Below are 12,456 nucleotides of genomic sequence, written 5' to 3' on the forward strand. Positions count from 1 at the left end.
TTGTTCGATTAGTTTGCAATTTGTGCTTCCACTTGTGATTGTGCTTCTTCTAATACTTTATCGATGTCTTCACCGTTGATCACTCGTTGCAAGCTTTCAGTCAAGACGGATTCAATGGCATAGGTGTGATTGCCGTAGTTCACGGCTGGAATTTCTTGTGACCATTGTGAGAAATCTTGGAAGACTTTTTGACCGCCATAGAAATCAAGACCCGACGTATATTCTTCCGTTTCTTCTGCAGCATTCATGGTTGAAACCAAACCGATCTCGGTAGCTAATGTACCCATCAATTCTTTGTTTGAAGCAAAGGTATTGGCTAAAAAGTCTTTGGCATTTTCTTCGCCGTCAACCCCTTTGATCACGTACCAGCCTGCTCCGCCGATGCTGGAAGCATTGACTGAATTGCTATCGCCAGCGATGGATGGGATCGGAGCGATCGCCCATTTGCCGCTTTGATCTTCAGCGCCTTGAATTGTGCTAGAATACCACGCACCGGTTGGCGCAGACGCAACATTCCCCGATTGAACAGCATTGACCCCGCCATCCCAATCGGAAACTTGTTCAACTAAGCCTTCATTCAACAATGTTGCCAAGACAGTTAGACCGGCTTTGAAGGATTCATTGTCTTTGATGGTCACGGTGGAGCCATCTTCACCGGTATACCATTCGCCTGCCGATTGCATAATGATTCGTGCCAAGCCAAGATCGCTTGGGTCTAACGACATCATAGCGTGACCCGTTTTTTCTTTGACATCTTTGGCAATGCTGATAAAATCATCCCAGGTAATATCTTGGAGATCCGCTTGCTCATAGCCTGCATCGGTCAAATAATCTGTGCGGTAAAATAGTCCTGCGACGCCACTGTCAAATGGCACCCCATAAATGACATCGTCGACTTTATTGACCGCAAATTTATAGCTGGAGAAATCCTCCTCATTCACGATATCCGTTAGATCACTAAACGCATCTGGATAAGAAGAAAGGTACCCTTGGATGCGGTAGTCTTCGATCAAGACGATATTTGGCAGTCCGTCCGTATTTCCTGATGCCAGACTAGTATTTAATTTTTGGACGATATCATCTTGCGACATCGTCACAACTTCCACATCGACATCTTGATTTTCATACACTTTTTTGGCTTCATTGACTGCCTTGATGTTGAAGGTCTCATCCCATGCCCAGACCGTGACTTTGTTTGAGGACTCGCCGGAATCCCCAGAGCTTGTGTTGCTGTTTCCGCAAGCCGCCAAAGTCAGCACTGCAGCCGCCGTTACCATCGATGCAAGTAGTTTTTTCATTTTTATCCCTCTTTCCTTTTATTTACAAGGCTAACTATACACTGATTTTGTAACCGTATTCAACGATTATGAAAGAGCTTACTAAATTTGTCCAAAAATAGAAAAAAGTTACAATACCTTTCTTTTTTGAAAGCGTTTATAATAAAGAAGAGATATAGGGGGGATACCATGACTATTTTACGCACGGTCTTAGTCGTTGATGATGAGGCAACGATCCGAGATGGATTGAAACATATGATACGTTGGGAGCAAGAAGGGTTCCGTCTCTTAGGCGATGCAGCGAACGGGCAAGAAGCATTGGCGCTGATCCATGAGCTAAATCCCGACATCGTGATCACGGATTTGAAAATGCCACAAATGGATGGTCTTCAACTCACAACGATCATTCAACAACAATATCCAGAAGTCCATTTTTTGGTCTTGAGCAGCTACGATGATTTCCAATACGTCAGTCAGTCTTTTAGAAATGGTGCCATAGATTATCTTTTAAAACCGACACTGACACCGACACTCTTGTTGAAGACGCTGCACAACATCTCACAAAAGCTGTCACATACAAAAGGCTCCGTGACTGAGGAAACGCAGCTGCAAGAATCGTTGAATCGCTATTTAGCAGGGTATGAAGAACCGTTGGCTCCTTTAGCGGACTCTCTTGCATTGGGTCAGCCGCAACAGCAAGCCCAAATTTTGACCACCAATTTTAGCGGCTTTCGTGCCAATAATCAGCTGCTACATGCGTTGACAGAATTTACTCAATCACAACCGCAGGTAAAGACGCTCTTTTTTCAAACCAGTAATAAAGATGCCGGCTTAGTGATCAGTTATCCAGAAGGAACGGATGTTTATTCCTCCTTGAAAGAAACGTTGGAGCAATTGCGTTTTACCGAGCCAGATGCCTTCTTTACTTTCAGTGTGCCCTTTCGAAAGATTGAGCAGTTACGGGATCATTTTGTGACCCTTAAAGCCAAAAGCCAAGGACAATCGTTTTTTTATAAACGCCAACGGTTGGTGCAAGAACACGAACTCTTTTTGTACATCGAAAGTGATCGCTTTGATACTAAGAAGTTCTTACGGGCTTTGTTAGACAACAACTTTTTGCTAGGAATCACCAGAATCGAGGAATATTTTAATGACATGATTTTATCCAATGTCGATCCGACATTTTTAAAACAGCAGGCCAGCAGTATTTTTTACACGTTACTCTCCCGCTTGGAAGAAGAATTTCCCACTGCTCCCCGCTTTAGCCGCTTAAAAGCTGAATTTTTGCATGCTATCGGTCACGTGCAGTATTTGGAAGATTTTTCTGATTTATTGTTGGCGACCATCGATGATATTCGTCAACAGCTGACGACCTTATCACCGCTGGATGAAGATGATCTACTCGTTGCGATCCAGCGCTTTATTCAAGACAACTACACCAAAAGTCTGTCTTTGTCTGAACTGGCTGAAACCTTTCATTTTAGTTACACCTATCTTTCGGCTTTTCTTTCTGCAAAACTGAAAATGAGCTTTTCTGAGTACGTTAAGAAAACCCGTTTGGATAAAGCCAAAGAACTGCTGACACAATCTGATCTGAATCTATCTGAAATCAGTGAAGCGGTCGGGTATTCGGATATCAGCTATTTTTCTCGTATCTTTAAGAAAGAATGTCAGGTCACCCCATCGAAGTATCGGCGGTTGAATCAATTATGAAAATCAACCAATGGATTCAGAAAAATGAATTATTCAGTCGGATCTTCCTCTTTGTTGTCGTCGGGGTCATTAGTGTATGTCTGCTAACCGTCGTCGTGATCTATGGTCGCTCGAAAGATGCCTATGTTGCTTCGTACCAAAGCTCCAATCAGCTGCTACTGGAAAAAATCCAAGAAGATTATGAGCGTCTGAACGAGAATATCCATCGGATTTTTGACATCGTCGATGAAAGCAAAGCCGTTGAAACATACTTAGAAGGCGACATGAATCAAGGCCGTACGATTTTAGAATTAAACGAGCAATTAAAAGACACCCGCTCTTTGTTTCAAGACATCCCCTCAAATTTAGTGTTGATTGGGGTCAACGGGGGTACTTTTTTCCAAAACGATGCGGTTCGCAATCAATCGGTGGATGATTTTCTCGCCAGTACCTTTATCCAGCAAATCAATGACAATGACGCCATCAGTCAGTATTATTTCTTGGACCAAGGCTTAAGTACCTCCACCAGCGACTCCCCTGGCTTGATGTACGTGCGCAAATTAATGAAAGAAGAAACGATTTTCGGCTATGCCCTGATTTTCTTAAAGGAATCCGATTTTTCTTCAATTTATCGTCAACTCTTAGATACCAGTCTTCACTCGATCTATATCGTCAATGAACAAAATCAAATTCTCTCCACTTCTGATCCGAGCCTTTTAGGCAAGCCGTTTGAAAATCATCTCGTCACGGTCAAAAGAGATACTAGCATCAATCAGCTGCCCCTTTATTCGTATCACTTTACTTTTTACGATGTCTTGGATGAATCGCATCTGGTACGCAATATGAATCTGATCAAGCCAGCTCTTTTGATTTCTGTCGTCAGTATTTTACTCTTTAGTCTGCTGGCATTTTGGATCATCCGCAACATCACCCAACCGATTTATCAGCTGATTGCCAAGCTGCCGGCGGTCACTCAAGGCGATTTCAGCGACAAGGTCACCATCAACGGGACGTATGAAACGCGAGAATTGGGGCGTGCCTATAACTTGATGCTGGAGGACTTGGAATCTTATGTCGATCATTTAATGGTCACAGAAGCCGAAAAACGCAAGTTCGAGATTCGTTCACTGCAAATGCAGATCCAACCGCATTTTGTCTACAACACCTTGACCGCTATCAAGTTTTTAATCTGGCAAAACGAACAAGAGGCCGCCACCCAAGCGATTGAAAGTTTTGTCCAATTGTTGCGGCATACCTTTAACCGCAAAGAGATCGTCCCTTTAAAAGATGAACTAGCGATCGTGGAAGAATACCTCGTTTTAATGAACGTGCGTTATGGCAATCGCATCCAATCGACGATTTTTTCAGAAGATGGCTGTGAAAATATTCTCGTACCGAAAATGATTTTGCAACCGATTATCGAAAATGCCTACCTGCATGCCTTTCCCGAAGAGGATTCAGGATTGATCCAGATTTTTTCTCGTGTCAGTAAGGAAGGCCTGAAAATTGAGATCATCGATACGGGCATCGGGTTCAATGAAGAGCACCCAACCAGCTCCGCGAACCACTTTGAACACTATTCGGGTATTGGCTTAGACAATATTGATCAGCGTATCAAGCTGCTCTATGGGGAAAAATACGGATTGACTGTAGAATCACGCATCAACGAAGGAACCACCGTTCGCTTGCTGCTGCCGATCCAGCGGGAGGAAGCAGAATAATTTCTTTCGTTAAATAAGAAAAACGCCAACAGAACCAGGCTGCTTCCATGAGCAGTTCTGTTCCGCTGGCGTTTCTTTCCTTAATGATAATCGTTAGTTAACTGGCTTAAGCCAAGTCTTCCCCATTTGAGGCAATCACTTTTTTGTACCAATAAAAGGATTGCTTTTTGCTGCGGGCTAATGTGCCATTGCCTTCATTGTCGCGATCGACATAGATATAGCCATAGCGTTTCTTCATTTCTCCGGTTCCTGCAGAAACCAAATCGATACAGCCCCATGAAGTATAGCCCAACAGTTCCACACCGTCTTGGTCAATCGCTTCTTTCATCGCAGCGATATGCGCACGTAGATAGTCGATGCGATACACATCATTGATTTTTCCATCTTCGTTTGGCGTATCCACCGCTCCTAGACCGTTTTCGACGATGAAAAGCGGCTTTTGGTAACGATCATAGAGATCATTCATCGTGATTCGCAAACCAAGCGGATCAATCTGCCAGCCCCATTCTGACGCTTCTAAATACGGGTTTTTAATGGTCGGGAACAAGTTGCCTTCCGTTTTCTCAACACCGGAATCTTCTGAAGCAGCAACCCGAGAGGCATAGTATGAAAAGGAAATAAAATCGACGGTATGGGCTTTTAATAAAGCCGCATCTTCGGCGGTTCGTTCCAAAGTGATTCCTTTATCAGCTAGCATCTTCAAACCATAATTTGGATATTCTCCTCGCGATTGCACATCGATAAAGAAATAGTTGCCGCGATCGCTTTTTTTGCTTTCCCAGACATCTTTCGGATTGCAGCTGTAAGGATAATAACTAGCCGCAGCCAGCATACAGCCAACTTTATTTTCTGGATCGATCTCGTGGGCGATTTTTGTTGCCAACGCACTTGCGACTAATTCATGATGAGCAGCTTGGTATTTAATTTGTTCTTCATTTTCGCCTTCAGCAAAGGTCAGCCCAGCACCGAGAAATGGGGCATGCAAAATCATATTAATTTCGTTAAAGGTCAGCCAGTACTTCACCAATCCTTTGTATCGAGTGAAGATCGCTCGACAAAGGTTTTCATAAAAGGTGATCATCTTACGGTTGCGCCAACCGCCATATTCTTTGATCAAATGGATCGGACAGTCAAAATGCGTGATCGTCACCAAGGGTTCGATTTGGTATTTACGGCACTCTAAAAAAAGTTCTTCATAAAAGCGCAAGCCTTCTTCATTAGGGGTTTCTTCATCCCCCTTCGGAAAAATTCTTGACCAAGCAATCGATAAACGATAGGTTTTAAAGCCCATCTCCGCAAACAAGGCGATATCTTCTTTGAAATGATGGTACATATCGATCGCTTCTTTGGCTGGATAGAAATACCCTTCTTCAAAAGCAAGCATCTCACGCTTGCCGGTAATAACTGCTCGGCGGTCCTTGCCAGTCGGAATTACATCGACATTGGCAAGCCCACGCCCGCCTTGATTAAACCCGCCTTCACATTGATTGGCGGCTGTTGCACCACCCCATAAAAAGTTTTCTGGAAATCCCATGTCTTATTCTCCTTTTTTAGCCGATCACTTTGATGATTTGATCGCCAAACGTAATCGGGCCACTGTTAGCCGTCAAAATGTCCCCCACTTCAGTACTGTTGGTGATAACGATCGGCGTGATTACTGGATAGCCTTTTTCTTTAATAAATTCAATATCAAACGTAATCAATGGATCCCCGACTGTCACTTTTTGCCCTTTTTCTACTTGATAGGCATAGCCTTCACCATTTAATTGCACTGTATCGATCCCCACGTGGATCAATAGTTCAATGCCTTCCTCACTGGTCAAGCCAATAGCATGTTTTGAATCAAAGACTGCTGTGACAGTCCCGTTTACTGGAGCTAGCACTTCTCCGACGGTTGGCTCAATCGCTACCCCTTGGCCAAGAATCTCTTCCGAAAACATGCCGTCATTGACTGCTTGCAAGCTTTTTAGTTCCCCTTTTAAAGGTGCTTTGATCTCTGCGCCGCTGATTTGATGTGCGGGTTCTTGCGCTTTGTCTGTCGGTGTTGCTTCAGGTGCTTCTTCTGTGACAGGGTCTTTGTATAAGAATAATGTCGCAATAAATGTGATCACGATACTGATTGCCGCACCGATACAAGCATTGGTCAAATGACGTAAGGTGTCATCGCCGATATAGCTTGGCAAAGTCAACAGGCCTGGTGATCCGCCTGAGAAATTGCGGACACGCATGATTCCCATAAATAGACCACCAAATCCGCCACCGATCATTGCTGCATACAAGGGTGTTTTAAACCGCAAATTGACCCCATACAACGCCGGTTCAGTAATGCCGAATAGCCCAGTCAGACCAGCAGAAAATGCCAGTTGTTTGATCGTAGAATCTTTTGATTTAAAACCAACGCCGATAGCTGCAGCTCCCTGACTGACGTTTGAAGCCAGCATGCCAGGATAGATCACTGTGTCGTATCCGGCAGTCATTCGATTATTGATTCCGATAGGCACTAACCCATAATGGGTACCAGTTGCCACGAACAATGGTGTGAAGGCGCCAATCAGTAATGGAACGATCCATGGGCTAACCGTTTCTAAGGCTTGGATCCCTGTAGAGATCGCTTCACTGATCATGTAGCCTAGAGGGCCTAAAGCAACTAATGCTACTGTCCCTACGACGAAGATCGTTAGCAACGGTTTGCTGAAGAATTTGATTGCTTTTGGCGAGACTTTATCGGCGATCGGTTCAACGTAAGACATAAACCAAACACTCAAGATGATTGGGATAACCGATGATGAATAACTCACTGGTGAAATCGGCAAGCCGAATAAATGGATGCCGCCGCCTGCCTCATTGACTGCTGTCACCATCGCGATAAAGTTCGGATGGAGTAAAATCCCCCCTACCATCATAGCTAAATACATATTGGCTTTGAATTTTTGTGCAGAAGAAGCAGCCAGCAAAATCGGCAAGAAGTAGAACGCCGCATCCGCCATAAAGTTTAATATTTGGTAACTTTGACTCTCTGCCGTCAAGACATTGAAGACCACTAGCAATGAAAGAACCGCTTTTAGCATCCCAGCTGCCGTGATGGCTGGTAATATTGGAGTGAAGATCCCGGTGATCGTATCGATGACTTTCGCAACACGTCCGCGATCGTCTTCTGCTGTTTCTTGGTCACTGTTTAAATTGGTTTGGGCAGTGATTTCGTTGTAGACATTGCCAACATCACTGCCGATGATTACTTGGTATTGCCCACCTTTATTGACCACACCCATGATCCCTGGTGTATGTTTTAAAGTACTTTCTTGGGGTTTGCTATCATCTTTCAAGTTGAAGCGCAAGCGTGTCGCACAATGGGTCAAGCTTTGGATATTTTCTTCCCCACCAACATTGGTGATGATCGTTTTTGCTAACTCTTTGTAATTCATGTCGTTCCTCCTATTTTGGTCTTTCGCTTGTTTTTTGTGTGTCAAACCATAAAAAAATACCTAAACAAACCCCTTGGGAGTTCATTTAGGTATAGCCTGCCAATCCAGTAACAATCCTAAGCACTTGTTATTCGTTTGATGTGTATAGTTAAATAGATCAATTCGTCTTCTTCTAACGGTCTACCGAATTCTTTGTTGATGTAGTCACTGATTTTCAACGCACACGCATATTCCTTCATGTAGCGGTCTTTCAACATAAAAATAAAACTGCCGGTTCCTGCATCATCGAGCTTTGTACCGCTGAATAAGCGCTGGACAAAAAATTTCAAATGGGTCACAAAGCGTTCGTAGTTCAATGAATACTCATCAAGCTCCATTGAAAAATGATATTTGACGATGTTTAGGATATGCTGAATGATCTTCGCCATTTCCGATACTTGACTGACCTGCGCCATATCCAACTCAGCATTGACAATGTGCAGAGCAATGAAGCCGGCTTCATCTTCCGGCAGCTCGATCGCCAAGCGATTTTTAATGATCGATAACGCTTCTTTGCCAATGAGGTATTCATGGTTATAAAACCGCTTGATCTCCCATAGCAAGGCATTTTTAATTTCCATGCCGTTTTGATAGCGCTCGATAGCATAATTGATATGATCGGTCAGCGTCAGAAACAATTTTTCGCTCAACTTTTTCCCAAGGGAAACTTTTGCAAAACTGATGATCTCATTCGCTGCTTGAATATGTTCGATAGGGATAGAAGAAAGTAATTGGGTTAGTTTTGTGACATTCCACTCTTGTGTACTGAGATAGACTTTTTCAATCTTGGTATCGTCGATCGCATCGCCCGGCTTTTTCTTAAAGCCTAAGCCTTTGCCCATGACGACCAATTCTTGTTTTTCCTCATTCTCAGAAATCACAATGTTGTTATTGATCACTTTTGTTACGTTCATTTTAACGACCCTATTCTTCTTTAGATTTCTTCACACAAAAAAATAGGTATAGCCCGCCTAAAGCGGTAACAATCCTCAGAGCCAGTGTAGCATGAGAAAAATCACTCGTCAATGGGGATTTTCAACCGCTTGTTTAAAAGCAGAAAACAGCGCTGCTGCCATTTGACTCTTTGGCAGAACGCTGTTCACTGGTTTATAAATCACTAGCTCTCTTGATGAGAGGTAAAATTAGATACGGTTTTCGTGGTCAGCAGTTTTAACTAAGTTTGCTCCCACCATACCACCGATTGACGTAAGAGCGAGTCCTAAGACCATTGCCACAAAGCCCCAAATAGACGCTTTGGCTGTTGCATCACTTGCTTCTTCCGCTTTTTGACGAGCGTCTTCCACTGCTTGGTCAATGTCTTGTTTGGCTTGTTCAAGATTTTGTTGTGCATTTTCGATTTGTTTTTGTGCTTCATCAGAAGCATCTTGTAAGCCGTTCACGATATTGTTCGTTGCTTCTTCCGCTTCTTGTTGGCTTAGATCTGTGTTTTGAGCCACTGCATTTGAGATTGCTTCTTTATCGACTGAATCACCGATCGTTGTAGCACGATCTTGTAATTTGCTTGCTAAATCATCAATGATTTTATCAGCATCATTGGGATTGGTTGCAATGTCTTTGCCGGCATCTTTGATGTCGTTCGTCGCATCAGACAATTGATTTTGCAAGTAGTCTGGTTGCAATTCAGGAACATCGGTATCTTGTAAAACATCATTGACATTCGCTTGTAATTCATCTGTATTGACGTCTTCCATGTTTCCTGTTATTTCATCGAAGGCTTTTGAAGCGACATCGCCAGCACCTGAGGCAACTGTTTCAACGCCACTGCCAACAGCAGAAGCAACGTTTCCTAAAAGTGAACCGACTACAGAAAATGCACCGATCGTTAAGTAAGAGAGCATAACCATCATCACGATCATACTAGTTGCCCATGTTAAGAAACCATGAACCAATCCAACACGTCGAGCCGCCACACCTGAAACAAAACCAGCACCGAATAATGCCAAGACAAAGGTAATGACTGTCCAAATCAATAATCCTGTACCCACACCATCTAATGGATTATTTGATGTTGGTTCCACCAAACCAAAACCGATTGCTGAGCCGATCATTGACAGTGTCATGAACAATGCGATAAATGTTACGACCCCTGCAAAGATAGAACCCCAAGACAAATTATAGCCTGCCTCCCGCTCATCTGAACCTAAATAATTTCTGAATCCTTTTTTCATCATTACATCCCCTTTTTGTTTTTTTAACCTGTATTCAGTCTAACAACTGATTGTTTTTTTATCAATCAACTCGACTTGCGCTATCTTTTTGTAAGAAAAATGAATGATTCTGAATTATTTGACTATTTATTGAAATAAAGCAAAAATTCATTCGTGTATTTTAACTAAAAAAATCTTTTCACGCTCTTTCTTTCGATCACAGGCTTGTTTCTCACAGTCTTCTGCTGATTCGTCATTTTGAAGCTAGCAGGGTTTCACTAGAGAAAAAACAGCTCTTCTCAATGTGTCACAAATGAGTAGCGATCACAAAAAACCACCTTCGCCCGAGGCAAAGGTGGTTGTCTGCTTATTATTCTTCATTTAGTCGATCTGGCATCATGTTTTCCATAAAACCCCAAACGCCATTTTGTAATACGAGTTCCTCACGTTCGTAAGTAGAAACCGTGGTGCGGATCAACTCATCTTGACCGTCTAAGACTTTTTGTCCCCAATGAGGATCGATCAATAATGCCCGCCCCACTGCAACAAAATCTGCATGTTCTAGCAAGCCCGCGGCATCTTTCGACGTTCGGACATCCCCTACACCAATCAAAGGAACCCGCTGAGCGATTTTTTCATAGACATACGCCAACATTGATTTTTCTTGATACGCTTTTGAAATCGATTTACGGGTATAATCCGCAAGAGAAATGTGCAGATAGTCTAATCCTTTTTCTGCCAGTTGGTCCACTAAGAACAACGTATCTTCAAAGCGAATCCCTGGTTCTTCGAATTCTTCCGGTGAAAACCGATAACCGACGATAAACTCCTTCACACCTGATTGGTCTACTGTTTCCAATACTTCATCGACGAGCTTCTCAATAAAACGATAACGGTTCTCTAGTGAGCCACCCCATTCATCGGATCGACGATTTGAGTGAGGAGAAAAGAATTGTTGGATCAAATACGTATTGGCTCCGTGGAGTTCTACGCCATCAAACCCCGCCTTGATCGCCCGTTCGGTAGCTTTTTTAAAGTTTTCAATAATCGCTAATATCTCATCCACCGTAACTTCCCGGGGAACTTGGGCATTTGGTCGTTCAGCTGCAACCGCGCTGGCGGATATGGGTTGTGTGCCTCGTAAAACTGAGTCATCCGTCATCCGACCGGCATGAAAAATCTGTAAAATGGCTTTGGTCCCATTTGTTTTGATGGTGCTGGCTAATTTGCTTAATCCAGGTAAAAAGGCATCGTCATAAGCGCCTAATTCCCCTTCCCAGCCCTTGCCATCTTCTTGGACATTGGCTGCCGCTGTGATGACTGCTCCGACTTCCCCAGAGCGTAAGCCATAGTAAGCCAACTCATCTTTCGTAATCACCCCATCAAAGAAGGACATCTTGGTCGTCATTGGTGCCATAATGATTCGATTTTTCAACTGTAATCCGCGCTTAAATGTTGCTTTGTCTGTTACATTTCGCATGGGTTTCCCACCTTTTCCATTGGATTCATTTCGCTTTGTAAATCTGACTGGCTTCGTTACCTAAGGAGATCCTTAAAGCAAATCGGTGCATTTTTTTCTCTTTTGCCAAAATATACATGCACATGCATCTATATTACAAAAGAATCAAGGAGAAAACAAGTGAAAACATCTTTAGTCTAGCATTTCCTCCAAGACTTTTTCAAAAACGACTTTTGAGCGCTGCAGTTTCTTTTCCCCTGATTGGGTCAAATCAATATAGATCCCCCGCTTATCCTCTTGACAAGAATGCCGTTCGATCACACCACACAGGTTGTCTTCCATGCGCATGATCATGCGTGACATCGCACTTTGACTCAAATCAAAATGGGCGATCAAATCGTTGAGGCGCATGCTATGATTGGGGGTCTTTTCTAAGTAATAAAGCACGTAATACTCATTCAAAGACAGATTGCTTTCTGCTTTGAGGGCTTGTTCCAAGCGAGCTTCGATCGCTTGATGCTGATTCGTGAAGGCTAACCATTGGCCCATCCGTTCTTTTTCCATCCTCTTCACCACCCCATTCTCCTATACCAAGGTATTTTAATCTAGATCCCTGCGTTACGCAAGCCGCCAGAAAGCTTCGCCAGTATGACTGATACTTTATTATACAAAACTAGC

At 43.3% G+C, this 12,456-nt stretch carries 9 protein-coding genes; 2 read left to right on the plus strand and 7 right to left on the minus strand.

Annotated elements, in window-relative coordinates:
- Window positions 1-8: 8 nt before the first annotated feature.
- Complete coding sequence (locus IGJ26_RS10880) at window positions 9-1,298, minus strand: ABC transporter substrate-binding protein (RefSeq protein WP_005234924.1); 1,290 nt, start codon at window positions 1,296-1,298, stop codon at window positions 9-11.
- A 168-nt stretch (window positions 1,299-1,466) separates the two neighbouring features.
- Between IGJ26_RS10880 and IGJ26_RS10885 the strand changes: the two genes are divergently transcribed.
- Both IGJ26_RS10885 and IGJ26_RS10890 read left to right on the plus strand, forming a co-directional pair.
- A complete protein-coding gene (locus tag IGJ26_RS10885) occupies window positions 1,467-2,990 on the plus strand; it encodes a response regulator transcription factor (RefSeq protein WP_086332547.1) in 1,524 nt (507 codons plus the stop codon).
- Entirely contained in the window at window positions 2,987-4,690 is a 1,704-nt protein-coding gene (locus tag IGJ26_RS10890) for a sensor histidine kinase (protein ID WP_430599613.1), read from the plus strand. Before IGJ26_RS10885 ends, IGJ26_RS10890 begins: the two co-directional genes overlap by 4 nt.
- 106 nt (window positions 4,691-4,796) lie before the next feature.
- Here IGJ26_RS10890 and IGJ26_RS10895 read toward each other — a convergent pair whose 3' ends face one another.
- The 6 genes from IGJ26_RS10895 to IGJ26_RS10920 all read right to left on the minus strand — a co-directional run bounded on the left by IGJ26_RS10895 (window position 4,797) and on the right by IGJ26_RS10920 (window position 12,342).
- Window positions 4,797-6,224 carry a 6-phospho-beta-glucosidase gene (locus tag IGJ26_RS10895; protein ID WP_086296957.1) on the minus strand — a complete coding sequence of 476 codons (1,428 nt, stop codon included), beginning with the start codon at window positions 6,222-6,224 and terminating at the stop codon, window positions 4,797-4,799.
- A 16-nt stretch (window positions 6,225-6,240) separates the two neighbouring features.
- Complete coding sequence (locus IGJ26_RS10900; protein ID WP_086296966.1) at window positions 6,241-8,112, minus strand: beta-glucoside-specific PTS transporter subunit IIABC; 1,872 nt, start codon at window positions 8,110-8,112, stop codon at window positions 6,241-6,243.
- A 116-nt stretch (window positions 8,113-8,228) separates the two neighbouring features.
- Window positions 8,229-9,065 carry a BglG family transcription antiterminator LicT gene (gene licT, locus IGJ26_RS10905; protein ID WP_005234912.1) on the minus strand — a complete coding sequence of 279 codons (837 nt, stop codon included), beginning with the start codon at window positions 9,063-9,065 and terminating at the stop codon, window positions 8,229-8,231.
- Between the two features lie 228 nt (window positions 9,066-9,293).
- Window positions 9,294-10,340 carry a hypothetical protein gene (locus tag IGJ26_RS10910; protein ID WP_008378859.1) on the minus strand — a complete coding sequence of 349 codons (1,047 nt, stop codon included), beginning with the start codon at window positions 10,338-10,340 and terminating at the stop codon, window positions 9,294-9,296.
- Window positions 10,341-10,689: 349 nt separating this feature from the next.
- Window positions 10,690-11,799 (minus strand): NADH-dependent flavin oxidoreductase, encoded by a 1,110-nt coding sequence (locus IGJ26_RS10915; RefSeq protein ID WP_086296968.1) that lies wholly within the window; start codon window positions 11,797-11,799, stop codon window positions 10,690-10,692.
- 171 nt (window positions 11,800-11,970) lie between these two features.
- Window positions 11,971-12,342 carry a MarR family winged helix-turn-helix transcriptional regulator gene (locus IGJ26_RS10920; protein WP_016613534.1) on the minus strand — a complete coding sequence of 124 codons (372 nt, stop codon included), beginning with the start codon at window positions 12,340-12,342 and terminating at the stop codon, window positions 11,971-11,973.
- Window positions 12,343-12,456 lie beyond the last annotated feature (114 nt).

It is taken from the genome of Enterococcus sp. AZ095a, from assembly GCF_050546735.1.
Classification (GTDB): domain Bacteria; phylum Bacillota; class Bacilli; order Lactobacillales; family Enterococcaceae; genus Enterococcus_D; species Enterococcus_D entomosocium.